General features: G+C 56.7%; 13 protein-coding genes. 2 read left to right on the top strand and 11 right to left on the bottom strand.

Translation table 11 applies throughout. The features are described 5' to 3' along the window. Genes aaeB through aaeX form a run of 3 tightly spaced genes read right to left on the bottom strand, consistent with a single transcriptional unit; the run spans position 1 to position 3,117 of the window. Entirely contained in the window at positions 1-1,968 is a 1,968-nt protein-coding gene (aaeB, locus tag ACOTX4_RS00165) for a p-hydroxybenzoic acid efflux pump subunit AaeB (protein ID WP_063938160.1), read from the bottom strand. Positions 1,969-1,973: 5 nt separating this feature from the next. Then, complete coding sequence (aaeA, locus tag ACOTX4_RS00160) at positions 1,974-2,906, bottom strand: p-hydroxybenzoic acid efflux pump subunit AaeA (protein ID WP_003860417.1); 933 nt, start codon at positions 2,904-2,906, stop codon at positions 1,974-1,976. Between the two features lie 7 nt (positions 2,907-2,913). Next, positions 2,914-3,117 carry a p-hydroxybenzoic acid efflux pump operon protein AaeX gene (aaeX, locus tag ACOTX4_RS00155; protein WP_003860416.1) on the bottom strand — a complete coding sequence of 68 codons (204 nt, stop codon included), beginning with the start codon at positions 3,115-3,117 and terminating at the stop codon, positions 2,914-2,916. Positions 3,118-3,296: 179 nt separating this feature from the next. Here aaeX and aaeR point away from each other — a divergent pair, with 179 nt between their 5' ends. Beyond that, complete coding sequence (gene aaeR / locus ACOTX4_RS00150) at positions 3,297-4,223, top strand: HTH-type transcriptional activator AaeR (RefSeq protein WP_003860415.1); 927 nt, start codon at positions 3,297-3,299, stop codon at positions 4,221-4,223. 49 nt (positions 4,224-4,272) lie between these two features. Here the strand turns inward: aaeR and tldD are convergent, their stop codons facing one another. The 8 genes from tldD to csrD all read right to left on the bottom strand — a co-directional run bounded on the left by tldD (position 4,273) and on the right by csrD (position 16,546). Then, positions 4,273-5,718 (bottom strand): metalloprotease TldD, encoded by a 1,446-nt coding sequence (gene tldD / locus ACOTX4_RS00145; protein ID WP_003860414.1) that lies wholly within the window; start codon positions 5,716-5,718, stop codon positions 4,273-4,275. An 83-nt stretch (positions 5,719-5,801) separates the two neighbouring features. Further along, positions 5,802-9,608, bottom strand: a complete 3,807-nt coding sequence (gene yhdP, locus ACOTX4_RS00140) for an AsmA2 domain-containing protein YhdP (RefSeq protein WP_022651930.1) — start codon at positions 9,606-9,608, stop codon at positions 5,802-5,804. 42 nt (positions 9,609-9,650) lie between these two features. After that, a complete protein-coding gene (rng, locus tag ACOTX4_RS00135) occupies positions 9,651-11,120 on the bottom strand; it encodes a ribonuclease G (protein ID WP_003860405.1) in 1,470 nt (489 codons plus the stop codon). Next, positions 11,110-11,703 carry a Maf family protein gene (locus ACOTX4_RS00130; RefSeq protein ID WP_003860403.1) on the bottom strand — a complete coding sequence of 198 codons (594 nt, stop codon included), beginning with the start codon at positions 11,701-11,703 and terminating at the stop codon, positions 11,110-11,112. The genes rng and ACOTX4_RS00130 overlap by 11 nt, the downstream gene beginning before the upstream one ends. Before the next feature lie 9 nt (positions 11,704-11,712). Continuing rightward, the gene (mreD, locus tag ACOTX4_RS00125) at positions 11,713-12,201 is read right to left on the bottom strand and encodes a rod shape-determining protein MreD (RefSeq protein ID WP_003860402.1); all 489 of its coding nucleotides are present in this window, start codon (positions 12,199-12,201) and stop codon (positions 11,713-11,715) included. After that, positions 12,201-13,217, bottom strand: a complete 1,017-nt coding sequence (mreC, locus tag ACOTX4_RS00120) for a rod shape-determining protein MreC (RefSeq protein WP_003860400.1) — start codon at positions 13,215-13,217, stop codon at positions 12,201-12,203. The genes mreD and mreC overlap by 1 nt, the downstream gene beginning before the upstream one ends. Positions 13,218-13,279: 62 nt before the next feature. Further along, entirely contained in the window at positions 13,280-14,323 is a 1,044-nt protein-coding gene (gene mreB, locus ACOTX4_RS00115) for a rod shape-determining protein MreB (protein ID WP_000913396.1), read from the bottom strand. Between the two features lie 282 nt (positions 14,324-14,605). Beyond that, on the bottom strand, positions 14,606-16,546 hold the full coding sequence (csrD, locus tag ACOTX4_RS00110) for an RNase E specificity factor CsrD (protein WP_003860399.1): 1,941 nt from the start codon (positions 16,544-16,546) through the stop codon (positions 14,606-14,608). 182 nt (positions 16,547-16,728) lie between these two features. Here csrD and ACOTX4_RS00105 point away from each other — a divergent pair, with 182 nt between their 5' ends. Beyond that, positions 16,729-17,703: an MDR family oxidoreductase gene (locus ACOTX4_RS00105; RefSeq protein ID WP_032608003.1), complete on the top strand. Its 975-nt coding sequence runs from the start codon at positions 16,729-16,731 to the stop codon at positions 17,701-17,703. Positions 17,704-17,733: the final 30 nt, after the last annotated feature.

Raw genomic sequence — 17,733 nt, 5'->3', positions numbered from 1 at the left:
TTAGCTGTCTGTCAGCGCATTCTGGTAGCGGTGCAGTATAAACACCAGCCGCTCTACCGGCTCGGTAACCTGCGGCGGCGCTTCCCAGATCCGCAGTTTCTCCTGGTAGATATCCAGCTCCTCCAGCAGTTGCTTAAAGTAGCGGCGACGTTTGTCATCACTGGATGCCGATATCACATGGTCCGCCGTGCGCCGTAGCTGGCGGTGGAAGGCGGACAAATCGTCGTTGATCGGCACTGGCGCGTTCCGCAGACGCTGGTGCGCGATAATCATGGTTAACGCCAGGCGGAAGCGGGCGACATCGCCCGGGAATTTATTCAGCAACAGGAACAGCTGCTGATAGAGCGCCGGCAGGTGGTTCTCCTTGCGCCGCGCGGTGTTGGTGGTCAAGGACGATACGGCGGCCGATACAAACTGATTCAGCAGCACGCGCCCTGTCCGCGCCTGAGAGTTATCCCGCACCAGCAGGATCACCATCATTGCCAGGAAACAGCCCACCAGCTGACCTAGTGCGCTATCCAGGAACTGACTGAAATGGAAGGTCATCGGGTTATCCAGCACGATGATGTTAATCGTACTCGCCAGTGCGCCTAACGATCCCAGACGGCGTTTTTGTACCTCAATCCCGATAAAGAACGCCATCACCGCCAGGCTGATGCAGAGCAAAAGCATGCTTTGCTGCGTCGAGGGAATAATCACCAGGAAGTAGAGCGCGCCAATGGGTAACGCCGCAATGGTGCCGTACAGAAAATCGATCGCGACCATGCGCGGGTTGGGCAGACGCATCGCCAGCGCGGTGACGACGGCAATCATCACCATCGCGCCGCTGCCAGACGTCCAGCCGGTCCACAGCCAGAACAGCGTGCCGAGTATACAGGCCAGGGTGGTACGCCAGAAGTTAACCATCGCATGATGGCGCTCGGCGGATTCAGGTTTGATCACCACTTCGCCCTGTAACACCTCTTCTTCCGCCGCACTGATTTTGGTGTTGCTAATCACGCCGCGTTTCAGGAGCAGGTAGCGCGTTGCGGCGCCTACCCAGGTATAAATGGTGACTGGCGTATCCCGTTCTCCTGTCCACGCAATCACACGACGCATGCGTTTAAGCTGTCGATGCACGTCCTGCACCGTCTCCACAGGCTCATCAAACAGTTCGCGGAAAGTATCCGTTACCACTTCGGGGCGGGTGTTCTGAATCAGGTAGGTTTCACACGCCTGGGTGATCAGCGTTAACGAGACGGTATTGATCGCTTTCAGACGACGGTTGGCCCGCTCCCAGCGGGAAGACTCCATATTGAGGTTACTGCGCATCCCTTCCAGCGCCTGCGTGCGGCGCACCAGCGCACTCCAGGCCTTGTCGACCTCTTCGCTGTCGCCGTGCTTAATGCACAGCTGCATGAGCTGGTACTGAGCAACAATCAGCGCGTCCAGCTCACGATCGACTTCCTGCTTGATGGATCGCGGAGAGAAGAGCAGGTCTGCGACAATCGCGCAGACGATACCAATGACAATCTCGCTGCAACGTTCCACGGCGAACTGCGGAGCAAGCAGCGGTTCACTCTGAATGGTGATGATAATAATCAGCGCGGTATATCCCGCCAGACCCCAGGCGTACGAGTTCTCCACCTTCACCAGCGAAGAGACCCAGGTGCAAAAACCCGCCCAGATACAGCATACAATCAGCATCAGCAGCGGCGTGCGGATCATCAGGATGATAATGGTCAGGGCGGCGATACAGCCGATAAAGGTGCCGATAATACGCAGCATCCCGCGATAGCGAATTGCCCCGGAGTAAGGTTCGCCACCCGCCGCGAAGGCAGGACCGGCGGCGACGATCGCGGCGGTCAGAACGGCCCAGCGCGGCGTTTCAAGCTGGAAATGGAAGCCAACAAACAGCGCCAGCACAATGGCGCATGCCAGCTTCACGGCGAAGCGGATGTGCTGGCTGGCGATGGAAAAAATGCCCATAGCGATCAACCAAACTCGCGCAGGCGATGGGCGATTTGACGGAAGATCGAATCCTGGCTGGCATCACGGTCTTTTTCACCCGTGATCACCACCGTCGCCGTGGTGCCTGCGGGCCAGAGGTTACTCTGCTGCTCATCCAGACGAATGCGTACCGGTACGCGCTGCGCCAGACGAACCCACTCGAGGTTAGAATCGACGGTCGCCATTCCTTTTGAATCATTGGTACTGCTGGAGTTGGTCACCCCCGCGGCCACGCTGTCCACGGTTCCCTTCAGGACCCGGTTGCTGCCGAGCGGCGTGATTTCGGCGCGATAGCCCGGACGCACGCCTTCCAGCTTGGTCTCTTCCATATAGGCGAGGACGTAGAAAGAGTTCTGTTTCACCAGCGCCACGGCCGTAGAGCCGCGCGTGATAAACTCGCCCGCATAGACATTGAGGTTGGTCACCCAGCCATCGGACGGGGCGCGGATAACGGTACGTTCCAGATCGAGCTTCGCCAGATCGCGCGTCGCCTGCGCTTTTGCCAGCTGATGCAGCACGGTTTGCAGCACGTTATTGGACTGGTCAATCTCTTCCCGGGACATGGCCTGGATGCCCAGCTTGTTACGGCGTCCTGCTTCACGGCGTTTTTCAGAGGCCAGCGCGTTGTAATACGCCACGTCGGCTTCCGCTTCTTCCAGCGCTTTTTGATAGCGCGGCTGGTCGATGGTGAACAGCACCTGATCTTTTTTCACCAGTTGGTTATCGTGGACGTTGACTGCCGTAATGAGACCGGCGACATCGGGCGCTATCGCGACCACCTCCGCGCTGAAACGCGCATCGCGCGTCCACGGGGATTCGGTGTAATAAACCCAGGCGCGAAAAATAGCGATGAACGCCAGGATGACCAGCGCCATAGTGATGGCAGTGCGGGAGATTTTTCTTGTTAGCGTTTTCACATCAACCTCAGACAAACATGCGCGATATTAAATAGAACAGGCAGCAATACAGCGCGGTATTGAACAATGCAGGATGCCAGACGAAATCATAAATCCCGGTAGGGACCAGCACCTTGCGCACCAGCCAGAAGATCGCCAGTGATAAAAGAAGCTCGAAAAATATCGGTGGGAACGACAAACCGAACACCACGATAACGGGAAACAGACTCATGTTGACCTTGATTAAAGAGAGTGCAGGTTACTGGATTTTTATGCTCGCGCCGCCGCAGGAGAGCAAGAATTGCCGGGCGAGAGTGGCGCAGCCGTTATGTAATTAATAATATATTAACGTAACTGTTGTGCTGTTATCTATCATATGTGATCTAAATCACTTTTAAGCCAGAGTGAATAATGGAACGTCTAAAACGCATGTCCGTCTTTGCGAAAGTGGTTGAGCAAGGCTCTTTTACCGCCGCAGCACGTCAGCTACAAATGAGCGTCTCATCCATTAGTCAGACAGTGTCAAAACTGGAAGATGAGCTTCAGGTGAAGCTGCTCAACCGCAGCACCCGCAGCATCGGGCTGACGGAAGCGGGTAAAATTTACTATCAGGGCTGCCGTCGAATGCTGCATGAAGTGCAGGACGTTCACGAGCAACTCTATGCCTTTAACAACACGCCTATCGGCACGCTGCGTATCGGGTGTTCTTCAACTATGGCACAAAATGTTCTCGCTGCCATGACGGCGGAAATGCTGAAAGAGTATCCCGGTTTAACCGTTAATCTGGTTACGGGCATTCCGGCACCGGACCTGATTGCCGATGGGTTAGACGTGGTGATCCGCGTTGGCGCGTTGCAGGACTCTAGCCTGTTCTCGCGTCGACTGGGCAGCATGCCGATGGTGGTCTGCGCTTCGAAAAGCTACCTGGCACAGTATGGCGTGCCGGAGAAACCTGCCGATCTGAGCAACCACTCGTGGCTGGAATACAGCGTTCGGCCAGATAACGAATTTGAACTGATCGCGCCGGAAGGGCTTTCCACTAAACTGCTGCCTGAAGGCCGCTTCGTCACCAACGATCCGATGACCATCTCACGCTGGCTGGTGGCCGGGGCCGGGATCGCCTACGTACCGCTGATGTGGGTGATCAACGAGATCAACAGCGGCGTGCTGGAGATCCTCTTCCCGCGCTACCAGTCCGATCCGCGTCCGGTGTACGCGCTCTATACGGAAAAGGACAAGCTGCCGCTGAAGGTGCAGGTCTGTATTAACTATCTGACGGACTATTTTGTGGAAGTGGCGGAGCTGTTTCAGGGCATGCGGGGCAGAAGGAAAGAGTAGGCTTTTCCCCTCTCCCCGTTGGGGAGAGGGTTAGGGTGCGGGGGAAAATTTACGCCGTGCCGCCCACCGTCAGATTATCTACTTTCAGCGTAGGCTGACCGACGCCCACAGGCAGGCTCTGGCCCTCTTTGCCGCAAACGCCCACGCCGTTATCCAGCTTCAGATCGTTACCGACCATGGAAATCTGCTGCATGGCCTCAATGCCAGAGCCAATCAGGGTTGCGCCTTTCACCGCTTTGGTCACTTTGCCCTTCTCAATCAGATACGCCTCTGAGGTAGAGAAGACAAATTTGCCGGAGGTGATATCCACCTGACCGCCGCCAAAGTTTGGCGCGAAGATCCCGTAATCAACGGATTCGATAATCTCCTGCGGCGTGGATTTGCCCGGCAACATGTAGGTGTTGGTCATGCGCGGCATCGGCAGGTGCGCGTAGGATTCACGACGGCCGTTACCCGTTGGCGCTACGCCCATCAGGCGCGCGTTAAGCTTGTCCTGCATGTAGCCTTTCAGTACGCCGTTTTCGATCAGCACGTTGTACTGGCCCGGCGTGCCTTCATCGTCGATAGAAATCGAGCCGCGACGGTCGAGCATGGTGCCATCATCCACCACGGTACACAGTTCGGAGGAGACAAGCTGCCCCATCTGACCGCTGAATACGGACGTCCCGCGACGGTTGAAATCACCCTCAAGGCCGTGACCGACCGCTTCGTGCAGCAGCACGCCAGGCCAGCCTGCGCCCAGAACCACCGGCAGCGTACCGGCAGGAGCCGCCACGGCAGACAGGTTGACCAGCGCCATGCGCACGGCTTCTTTTGCCCACGCATCCGCGCGCGCTTCGCCGTCAACGTCGCCGAGGAACCAGTCGTAGCCAAAACGACCGCCGCCACCGCTTGAGCCGCGCTCGCGCTTGCCGTCGTCTTCAACCTGCACGCTGATAGAGAGACGCACCAGCGGGCGAACATCCGCCGCCAGGGTACCGTCCGTCGCCGCCACCAGGATCAGTTCATAAACACCGGTCAGGCTGGCAGAGACTTCCTGCACGCGTTTATCCGCCGCGCGAGCCACTTTGTCCACGCGACGCAGGATGTCGAGCTTCTCTTCGCGGCTCATGCTTTGCAGCGGGTCGATGCTGGTATAGAGCGCAGCGTGCTGCACTTCACCCAGCGTTTTCACGCGACCATCTCCGGTATCACGCACAATGGTGCGCGCGGCCTGCGCGCTCTGCTCAAGTGCGGCGAGGCTAATCTGATCGGCATAAGCAAAACCGGTTTTCTCCCCGCTGACGGCGCGCACGCCGACGCCCTGGTCGATGTTGTAAGAGCCATCTTTAATGATGCTGTCTTCTAAAACCCAGGATTCGTGATAGCTCGACTGGAAATAGAGATCGCCGTAGTCGAGGCGGCGTTCGGTCAGTTGACCAAGAATGGAGAACAGGTCCTGATGGCTCAGGCCGTTCGCTGCGAGCAAATGTTCACTTACCAGGTTCAGACTCATCTATTGCTACTCGTTCGTTGCCGCCCGTGGCGGTATAAAGATCGTATTTATTGAGAGTGAGGCAATTACCTGCCCACGTCAAATCATTGCGGTGCTTCTTTGCGCGGCTGGCGCAGCACCTCGTTAATCTGCGGTTTATCGACCGGACCGGTAATGCGATAGCGCAGAATAGAGACCTTGCTCCACAGCGGCCCCAGCACTTTACTGGCGGCAAACACCGCCGCACCGACAATCGGGTTCACCACAAAGGCCGCCGCAACGCCCACGCTTGCGGAAATTTCCGGCGCCACCACGGCTTCCATATCCAGTTCGCGACGCACGAGGTTGACCGAGCCTTTCATGGCGATATCCGCTTCCAGGCCATCCACCAGCGTATCGTCCGTATGCAGAACGCCGTCTTTGATCCACGCCGTACTGCGAATGGAATCGTAGTAGAAACCTTCGCTGAAGGTGTCGCTGAAATCGAAGCGCAGCTTGCGCAGCAGCGCATCAAAACTCAGCAGGCGCAGGATCTGCCCGGCGCGCCCCGTGCTCACGTCGGCAATCTCACCCTTACCGAAGTTGGTTTTCAGGATGCCGTTAAGCGAAGCTTCATCGGGTGTCCACGGCGCAGCGCGCCAGTGCAGATCGTAATTCACATCGAAGGACGATCCGCGAAGCGGCGTGCTAATGCCGAAGAAGTTAGCCGCGGCGTCCAGCTTATTGCCTTTAATATCGCCTTTCAGCGAGGTGCGTTGTTCACCCGGTTTGTTCACCCATTCGCCCGCGGCAGTCATGCGGCCAAAGCCGGTATCCACCAGCCCACCAGAGAGGCTCAGCGTATTTCCCTGAATGGCAAAATCACCGTCGATACGGCCATATTTCTGTCCCCACAGCCAGCACTCCGCGCAGCGCAGCTGGAGATCGGGCCAGCCGCTGAAATCCACGCGCGACGTCCCATTGCCACTGACAGGAGAAGTGCTTGTCGACTCTGCTTTAGACGCCGTAAAGGTCGGATTGTAATAGAGATAACGGATAGCCGCCTGCCATGGCGCGTGATCGCGCATGATCAACGAACCGTTGATCTCACGCCCCTGCGCCTCGACCTTTGAGCCGTTTACCGTCGGCCGGGAGACAATACTCAGGTTGTTCCACTGCTGCCCGCCCAGCGTCAGCGCAGGCGTGCGCAAGGTAATGGACTGCGGGAACTGCGCCGTTTGGTCGACGTTTTGCCCGACACCTTTCTGGAACAGTGCCAGCCACTCTGCGCCATCCATCGGCGGGAGATTCAGTTCAACGCCCGCCTGCTCCGGCAGCGGCGGCGTGGTACGGCTGTCCGTCGTCCAGATCGCCCTGTCCAGCGTCAGCTTGCGGTTAAGCAGCCAGCGGCTGTTGAAGTGGTTTGTTCCGCCCGCGTTTCCGGTTAAATCGAAGCTGTTAAGGTTGCCCGCAACCTTAACGTTGACGGGCAATGCTTCACCGCTTTTTTTATTCAGCGGCGCGGGAAGCTGGCTGCTGAGGTTTTTTAGATCGCCCGTAATGTCGACGTTATAGCGCGCACCGGCATGATAAGGCAGGTCGATGGCGACCTTGCCATTCCATGACACCGCACCGTCCACCGCATTCTCAATCGGCTTCGGCAGAACATCCATGCGTGACGGCTGCCAGTTCGCGTCCATATTGACCGCCACCTGGTAGGCTTTATCGCCCTCGGTGGTGGAGAAATCGATATTAACGGGTTGATTGAACCAGGTCGCTTTAAGCGGCTCACTTTTCAGCGTGCCGTTAACAAAGCTGAACTGACCGCTGAGGTTTTTCAGGGTGCTGTCCAGCGGCTTGATATAGAGGCTGTTGTTATTAAGGCGAACGTCGCCTTTGGCGGTGGTCAATTCACCGTCCAGCGGGATATCCAGATGTAAGCGAGCATTCACATCGCCATCTAACTGCAACTGCTGAAGGGTGGCTGCCAGGGAGTCATTCAGCGGCGTATCTTCAAAGTACGGGCCAACCGCTTTACCCGGCCCCTTAATATCCGCATCAATCAGCAGCTTCTCTTTGGAATAATCCGGGATGTTTGCCGTCAGGTTGCTTGCCGTTACGCCGCCCAGCGCGACGCTGTCCGTCTTCATCCACAAGCCGTCATTCAGGAAGTTGAGTTCAATATCCAGATTCTTCAGCGCCGGCCAGTCTGGCTGGAAGGCATAGGTGGCGTTGCGTAGCGGCACCAGAACCTGGAACTGGCCTTCGTTGTGCTTATACGGGAACAGGTGCGGGTTGCCGCCGTAGACCAGCGTGGCGTTATCCGCCTGGCCGCCCTGAATAGCGCCGCTGAGATAGTCCACCAGCGCTTTCCCCATCAGGTTTTCCGGGAAGTAGCGCCACGCCTGCGAACCGTCATCCGTGCTGATGCCCGCCAGAATACCCAGCCACGGCTCATCGCCTTCAGGCTGTAGATAACGGAAATTACCGCGGGCATGTACCGCTTTGGCTTTTACATCAATATCGCGGCCATCGAGCTGAAAACCTTTGTCATTCTTCAGCCAGTTGAGAGTGGCATTTCCCTTTTCGATCTCCAGTGGCGCACGGAAGACCGTTTCGTACGGCATTTTCGCGTCCTGCATTTCTGCCGTCAGCCTGCCGCTTTCCACGCTGCCTTCCAGTTTACCGCTGAAGTGCTCGGCACCCGGCAGCAATTTCCACTGTTTCCATGCGAGATTTTTCCATGCCGCCTGAAAACGCGTCTTTTCCGTAGCCTGGAGCGGAATATCCAGCGCCAGTCGGTTTATCTGCCCGCTCGGCTGCGTCGCCAGCCAGATTTCGCCCAGCTCCGGTGAAAGTTTTGCGGCCATTGAACGCAGCCCTTCGATCGCCGTCAGATCCAGGTTACTGGCGCGGATACGCAGCTCGTCGCTGCGTTTACCGTTTATCCCGCCGACGTCCTGTTCCGGCATCCACGCCAGCGTCAGCGCGCCGCGCGGCCAGGGTTTGTTATCCATGGAGATGCGCGTATCCGGAATGGCGAACTGCCAGCCGCCTTTATCCTGCGTCACGTGTGCGGTGAGGTTATCGACGGAAAGTTGATGCTGATGGTTTTCCCCTTTCCAGCTCGCGCCCCCCTGCTTAAGCCAGATATCGCCGCTGGCGAACGCCCCGTTCGTCAGCGTCATCCAGCCTTCCAGGCTGAAGCGCGCGGTCTCCAGCTGCATGTTCTGCTGTAGCCACTCACCGAGCCACGGCTTCACGTCCACGTCGTCCGCCTGTAGCCAGACCCTGCCGTTGTTCAGCAGGCCATTGTCGTCACGCAGATCCATCCGCACCTGCATAACCCCGTGCTGCCCGTTCAGGCTGGAGAGATTCACCTGCCCCTCGGCGCGGTGGCGATCTTTCCCGTTTAACCAGGTCAGCTGTGGGATCGCCAGCTCAGCGCGCTGACCGGAAAGAGTAATAAAGCTCACTTCGCTGTCGCGCAGATCGAAATGATCGAACTGCCGCAGGAACAGATCGCTGATACGGCTGGTTTCCAGCCCTCGATCGCTGTCGCCGCTTTGCAGCGGCGTGTTAGTCATCAGCTGAAGTTGCCAGAAGGTGAGATCGCGAAACTGCCAGCGCAGATGCAGCAGGCTTTGCCAGACATCCAGCGCCAGGGTGACGCGTTTGATTTTGAGGTGGCCGCCATCTTTCAGGCTGGCGCGGATATCCCGCGCATCTAGCGTCGGGCCAAAGTTCTGCCAGCTTGCCTCGATATGACTCACGTCCACCGGCAGGCCGGTGGCGGATTCGATTTTTGCCAGTATCTGCGGACGCCAGCTGTCCAGATGCGGCAAGGCGAGACGCAGCCCGCTCACGAGCAACGCGACAATCACGACCAGCGTTGCCCCTGTAAGCAGTAAAATCCCCGGCAATCGCCTCACGCGTCTCTCCTTGTCAGCCTTAAATCTCGCAGCGAACTGCGTTTACATCATGACGACGTCAAACTGCTCCTGGTTATAGAGCGGCTCAATTTGCACTTTTACCTGTTTGCCGACAAAGATTTCCACTTCCGCCAGCGCGTGCGACTCTTCCCCTTTCAGGGCCTCCGCCACCGCAGGGGAAGCATAGACCAGAAAACGGTCTGAGTCGTAGGCATGATGGACACGGACAATTTCACGCATGATCTCGTAGCAGACCGTCTCCACCGTCTTTACCGTTCCGCGTCCATGGCAGGTTGGACACTCATTACACAGGACATGTTCCACGCTTTCGCGGGTCCGTTTCCGGGTCATTTCCACAAGACCGAGCTGCGAGAAGCCATTGATGCTGGTTTTCACGCGGTCCTTACTCAGCGCCTGCTCCAGAGAGTGCAGCACGCGACGGCGGTGATCTTCATTGTTCATATCGATAAAGTCGATGATGATAATGCCGCCCAGATTACGCAGGCGAAGCTGACGCGCGATGGCCTGCGTCGCTTCGATGTTGGTGTTGAAGATGGTGTCATCGAGGTTGCGATGGCCGACAAACGCGCCGGTGTTGATATCGACGGTGGTCATCGCTTCGGTTTGATCGATGATCAGATAGCCACCCGATTTCAGCTCAACCTTACGCTCCAGCGCACGCTGGATTTCGTTTTCAACGTCATAGAGGTCAAATATCGGCTGGCGTCCGGTGTAATGCTCCAGCAGACCCGGCATTTCCGGGATGTACTCGGCGGTGAACTCCAGTAAGGCTTCGTACGTCAGACGGGAGTCCACGCGGATGCGGTCAAGCTGGGCATCGGCGAAATCACGTAATACGCGCTGAGCGAGCGCCAGCTCACCGTACAGCCGGTAGCGGGTCTGGTTGCGTTTTTTACGCTCCATCACTTTGGTCCAGACGCGCTTCAGGTAGGCCGCATCCGAGGCGAGATCTTCTTCGCTGATCCCTTCCGCCGCGGTACGGATAATAAACCCGCCCTGCTCGTCGCAGTAGGCGCTGACCACCTTTTTCAGGCGCTCACGCTCGCTTTCGCTCTCAATACGCTGTGACACGCCGACGTGCGACGCCCCCGGCATAAAGACCAGATAGCGTGAAGGCAGGGTGATGTCGGTGGTCAGACGCGCGCCTTTAGTGCCCAGCGGATCTTTTACCACCTGCACCATCAGATCCTGGCCCTGACGCACCAGCTCAGAGATGTCGCGCACGGCAAACTGCTTTTGCTCTTCGCCTGCCACACATTCGGTGTGCGGCATGATATCGGAGGCATGTAAAAACGCCGCCTTATCGAGCCCAATATCTACAAAAGCCGCCTGCATACCCGGCAGGACACGACTGACACGACCTTTGTAGATATTGCCTACGATTCCGCGTCGCGCTTCACGCTCAATATGAATTTCCTGAAGAATGCCACCATCAATGTAGGCCACACGGGTTTCCGATGGCGTTACGTTTACCAACAATTCAGCCGTCATAATTATCCCTTCCCTCACGCAGTGAGTTAAAATTGCTCAGCAACTCATACGTTTCCACCAGCGGTAAGCCGACTACGGCGTGATAGCTGCCATTTATCTTCCTGACAAAACAGCCACCCAACCCTTGAATACCGTATGCACCTGCTTTATCCATAGGTTCACCGCTGGCGATATAGCCGGCGATCTCCTCGTCGGTGAGTACTCTGAACGTCACTTCCGTTACCACAAGGCAATCCAGAACGTACTGGCTGTCTGCCAGCGCTACCGCCGTCATCACCTGATGGGTTTGTCCGGACATGTTACGCAGCATCCGCGCCGCATGGTCTGCGTCGCGGGGTTTCTCAAGCACCTCACCATTGAGAATGACAATGGTATCCGCACCCAACACCGGTAAGTCACGCGGCACGCATGCCACGCCCGCCTGCGCTTTTTCACGCGCCAGACGAGAGACATACTGCTGAGCGCTTTCACCCTCAGCGCGTTTTTCTTCAATACCGGTAACGATGCGTTCGAAGGAGACACCCAACTGCGCGAGCAGTTCCTGGCGACGCGGAGAACCGGAGGCAAGATACAAAGACGTCATAGAAACCTTTTATTGCACGGCAAACTGCTGGCGAATTTTACGCATCAGCAGGAACAGCCACGGCCAGAGCACACCGTTTACTACACTACTCCAGAACACTTCCGGTCGGAAAGAGACGTTGATCACTAAAAACTCTGCCCAGAAAACAACGATATCCGCAGCGAGCGACAACAACATCACCACCAGCGCCTGTTGCCAGAGCGCAAGGTTACGAAAGAGCTGGAATTTGAGTGCGACGAGATACGCAATAATGCTCATGGATAAGGCGCGGACGCCAAGCGTAGAGCCACTGATAAGATCCAGTATGGCACCCATCACAAAACCTGTGCCGACATTTACGCGGTGCGGCAGGGCAAGGATCCAGTAGAGCAAAATGAGCAATACCCAGTTTGGCCGGAAAACAAGAATGTCGTCCGGCCAGGGCATAATTTGCAGCAACAGTGCAACGAGGAATGAGAGCCAGATTACCCAGCGCCCCTGGCTACGATAACTGGCCACTACTGCCCTCCACCCGAGACTTGCGGCGGTGGCGGCGCATCCGGCAGCGGCTGCGTTAACCCCGTCGCCGGAGCCGGTACGGGTGCAGGTGGTCCCATCGCATCCGGCGCAGGCAGTACCTGCGGCATCATCTGCATCAGGCGTTCATTCGCCACGCGATGCACATCTTCCGGGGTCATCGGGTTAGCTCCGTTACGATCGGCGCCCCACAGCAGCAGCAGGTAGCGCAAACGCTGCAAGCCGGCCGTTGGACGCGCCTGAATCACGGTGTAGGCACGCTGAGTGTCGAGCTTCACGGAAGAGACAACCGCAACCGGGTAGCCCTCAGGGAAACGACCGCCCAGACCGGACGTCACTAGCACGTCGCCCACGCGGATATCCGTGTTGGCGGGCAGATGTTCCAGTTGCAGATCGTCCGTGCAGCCGTTACCGGCGGCAATCACGCGAATATCGTTACGCAGCACCTGAATCGGCAGTGCATGGGTGGCATCGCAAATCAGCAGCACGCGGCTGGTCAGTTTGGCAACCGCCACAACCTGGCCCACGACGCCTTTATCGCTGATGACAGGCTGACCTTCGTATACGCCGTTCACGCTGCCTTTATCAATCACCACCTGATCGCTGTACGGATCGTTTACGGTGGAGATCACCTGGGTGACCATTTTCTGTTCATCCTGGCGCAGCGGCGAGCCAAGCAGTTCACGCAGGCGTGCGTTTTCCTGCTTATATTGCCCCAGCATCAGCAGCTCGCTGTTTTTCAGCAGCAGTTCCTGGCGTAACGCACGGTTTTCGAGTTCGAGCTGGTCACGCGATGAGAGCGTTTGCGACACGGAGTCGAGCAGTTCACGGGGACCATTTGAAATAAAGTAGAAAGGACTGACGGCGGTATCCATGTACGTTCGGATCTGGCTGAACGTACCGAGGCGGCTATCGGCAATAATGACCCCGAGCGCAACCAGAACCGCCAGGATCAGGCGAAACTGTAGCGACGGGCCACGGCTAAAAATTGGCTTCATAGGCTATGCGTATTCTCGCGTCAGAGAGAAAGGGTAGCAAATTGCTACCCTCTCACACCCGACTACTCTTCGCTAAACAAGTCGCCGCCGTGCATGTCGATCATTTCCAACGCCTTGCCACCACCACGGGCGACGCAAGTCAGTGGATCTTCTGCAACTACGACAGGAATACCTGTCTCTTCCATTAACAGGCGGTCGAGGTTACGCAGCAGCGCACCCCCACCGGTCAGAACCATACCGCGCTCGGAGATATCGGAGGCTAGCTCTGGCGGGCACTGTTCCAGCGCAACCATCACCGCGCTCACGATACCGGTCAGTGGCTCCTGCAACGCTTCCAGGATTTCGTTGGAGTTCAGGGTGAATCCACGTGGCACGCCTTCCGCCAGGTTACGACCGCGAACTTCGATCTCGCGCACTTCATCACCCGGGTAGGCAGAACCGATTTCGTGCTTGATGCGCTCTGCGGTCGCTTCACCGATCAGAGAGCCGTAGTTACGGCGAACGTAATTGATGATAGCTTCGTCGAAACGGTCGCCGCCGATACGCACGGAAGAGGAGTACACCACGCCGTTCAGGGAGATAACGGCCACTTCAGTGGTACCGCCACCGATATCCACCACCATAGAACCGGTTGCTTCAGAAACCGGCAGACCCGCACCAATTGCCGCAGCCATCGGTTCTTCAATCAGGAAGACTTCACGCGCACCGGCACCCTGAGCAGATTCACGGATTGCACGGCGTTCAACCTGGGTCGCGCCAACCGGCACACACACCAGCACGCGCGGGCTTGGGCGCATGAAGCTGTTGCTGTGAACCTGCTTGATGAAGTGCTGAAGCATTTTTTCGGTCACGAAGAAGTCAGCAATAACGCCGTCTTTCATTGGGCGGATCGCGGCGATGTTGCCCGGCGTACGGCCCAGCATCTGCTTCGCATCATGACCTACTGCGGCCACGCTTTTTGGCGAGCCGGCACGATCCTGACGAATGGCCACAACGGAAGGCTCATTCAATACGATGCCTTGTCCTTTTACATAAATAAGGGTATTCGCGGTACCCAGGTCAATGGACAGGTCATTGGAAAACATGCCACGAAATTTTTTCAACATACTAAGGGATAATCCTGAAAGCTGGGGCGGAAAACAAAATCCGCTTACTTTACCAACCACACGCAGCAGCGACAAGGCGCAAAAATCGTCTGCTACGGTGAAAATTAGTGCAGCACGTTTCCTTTGTTACAAATTCATCCCCTGAATCCCTCAGGGCTGAGTAAACAGCAGCGTCCCTCACTTTCACTTGTAACCCATTAAAGGTCGTTCACTGGCTTTTATGCTCGTCTTACTCAAAGCTACAGGCGCGATATTCTACGTGAAAACAAAGTAAACGGCAGGTCAAACAGAGTATCTTTGCAAATATTTTTTCACATTGGTGTCAAGCGGCTGAGAGGCGGCAAAAAAATCCCCCTGACCGCCCGTCACGCCGCGCTCTGTCAACATCTGCCATTCACTTCGTGAACGTACGCCTGTGGCAAATACTTGCGTTTGCGTTCCTTTGCACGCTTCCACCAGGCTTTGTACCAGCAGCTGGTTTTCCGTGCGTTTTTCAATATTCCTTACCAGACCCGGATGCAGCTTCAATAATTCAACATCCAGCTCTTTGATCCAGCTGGTGCTCACCAGCGTCAGACCCGCCTGGGTTACCGCCACGCGAGCCCCAAGCGCATTGATTAAACGCACCACCGGGCGCAACCGGCTGATGTGTTGACCTACATCTGCCTCTGCAAGTTCAAAAATAATGCGTTTGCGTTGCGATTTTTCGCATTGCATTAACGTGTCACGTAACCAGCGCTGAAAGCGCGGACGGATCAGCGATTCGACGGTCACCTGTAAAGCCAGATTTTCTTCAGGCCAGTACGATAAAAACGGAATGAGGCGGGTGATTTGCTGACGGTCATACTCTTCGGACAATCCGAATTGCAACACCATGGGCAGATATTCTGCGGAGATAACCTCTTCGGTGCCATCAAAAATACGGCACATCAGCTCACGATGATGGACATGACCACTCTTCATGACCGCCGGTTTTTGATAGATGCGCGGTCCGCCCCGGCTCAGCATCTGTTCAATCAGGGTTCGCCAGCGCACGTTGCCGCGCCCTTTCTCCGGCAGCGTATCATCATAGACCGCCCAGCCGTTCGCCCCCTGCAATACGGCGTTACGCGTTGCCGCTTCCGCATGTTCCATCACCTGCTCCGTCGACTGACCGCCGCGCCAGGCACAGATGCCTATATGCACCATGTCGTCTCTGTCGAGCATTTTGCTCTGGGGCAGCGCATCGACGGCTTTCAGCAGCTGACTGGCGATACTCTCGGATTCCTTTAAGGTGCGATGCGGCAGCAAGACGGCAAAGTCGCTGCGGTGGTAGCGTGCCAGTAACGCGCCGGGGTAGCGCATAATAAAGGTGGACAGCAGGTTAATCAGCGTAAAGAGGTTCTCTTCCGCCACGCGCTGACCCCAGGTATCACGGAGCAGATCAAAGTCGGGCAGGCGAATCATCATTACCACGCCATGCGTACCCACCTTTTCGGGGTCATCAAGAAGCGTAGCCAGCTGATTATCAAAGAAGAGACGGTTGTTGAGGCCCGTTTTGTTATCCTGCGCGGCATAAGAGCGAATCAACGTGTCCATACGGCTACGCTGATCGCTGGCAAACTGGATTTCGGAGAGCAGCACGTCCAGGGCGCTACTGGTGCGTGATGGCCATTCATAAACCGATCCCCGCACCTGCGGACCCCGCTCGCCATTCAGTATCCGCACGGAGCGTGTTTCCAGCAGTTCCTGGCCGGAAAGTTGACGACGCTGCCAGCGAACGGCGAGGAAAATCAGCAGTACGATAAAAGCAACGGCGATGGTTAAGGGCGCGGTGGTCATAAGCGAGCGTAAATAGTTGCTCATCGGATCCTGGTACATCAGATGAATTGTCATACCCGGATGTTTAAGTGAATTAACCGTGACGTCCCGATACTGATCTACCGTGCCGGCAGGACGATAGCTGCCCTGGCGGGTATGGCTGAAAACGGTCTGCTTCCCCTGTTTAATGTCGATCTGCACTATATCCACAGGCACCATTAACTCATCCAGCTCACGCGAAAGCGCCGGGAAGGAGGACGTTATCAGGCGAGTGTCGATAACCGATGCAACCGATTCAACCCGGTTAACCAGCTTATCCTGGATGGCATTGTAAAAGCTCAGCGAGCAGCCGATTAGCGTGACAAATATGGTCAGCCCCGTCAGCAAGGTAATAAAAGCTGAGAACTTCGTCGTTAATCGCATCCTTGAGATTACTCCGTGGGTTGAAGGGGGGCAAGTGAGCACTAACTTGCATTTTAAATGCGACATACTACCAAACCTGGTGTATCTGGCAATTTATTGCGTTAAATCGGCACTGCGTTTCATTGAGCGAGTATAGTCATCAGGACATATTTTCCCATCATCAAACCTAGTGAGGACCCTGTATGCAGGCTTTGATCTTAGAACAGCAGGACGGCAAAACCGTTGCCTCGGTGCAAGCCATTGAGGAGAACCGCCTGCCGGAGGGCGACGTGACCGTAGATATCGACTGGTCCAGCCTGAACTATAAGGATGCACTGGCGATTACGGGAAAAGGTAAAATCATCCGAAATTTCCCGATGGTGCCAGGAATCGACTTTGCAGGCCGCGTGCATACCAGTGAAGATCCGCGTTTTCACGCCGGACAGCAGGTGCTGCTCACCGGCTGGGGCGTAGGTGAAAACCACTGGGGCGGACTGGCAGCACAGGCGCGCGTCAAAGGTGACTGGCTGGTCCCGATGCCGAAAGGCCTGGACGGTCGTAAGGCGATGATCATCGGCACGGCAGGCTTCACCGCCATGCTGTGCGTGATGGCGCTGGAAGAGGCCGGGATTCGTCCTGACTCGGGCGAAATTGTCGTCACCGGCGCCAGCGGCGGCGTGGGCAGCACGGCCGTCACGCTGCTGCACAAGCTGGGGTATCAGGTCGCCGCCGTCTCTGGCCGCGAAAGTACGCATGATTATCTACGTCAGCTGGGCGCAAGCCGTATTCTGAGCCGCGACGAATTCGCCGAGACCCGCCCGCTGGAAAAACAGATCTGGGCTGGCGCAGTAGATACCGTCGGCGACAAAGTGCTGGCGAAGGTGCTGGCGCAAATGAATTACGGCGGCTGCGTGGCGGCCTGTGGTCTGGCGGGTGGTTTTGCCCTGCCGACGACGGTGATGCCATTTATTCTGCGTAACGTGCGTCTTCAGGGTGTCGATTCGGTCATGAGCCCAGCCGAGCGGCGGGCTGAGGCCTGGGAACGTCTGGTGCAGGATCTGCCAGCCTCATTCTATGAGCAGAGCGCCACTGAGATCACCCTGAGCCAGGCGCCAGAGTTCGCCAATAAAATCATGGACAACCAGTTCCACGGTCGTGCGCTGGTTAAAATCGCCTAATCTTCAAATTTTCGTGACATATTCGCGCTA

This window comes from Enterobacter cloacae complex sp. IR5459 (assembly GCF_049238005.1).
GTDB classification, from domain to species: domain Bacteria; phylum Pseudomonadota; class Gammaproteobacteria; order Enterobacterales; family Enterobacteriaceae; genus Enterobacter; species Enterobacter hormaechei_C.
Note: the sequence above shows the minus strand (reverse complement) of the source record. Positions and strands in the feature narration are given on the sequence as shown.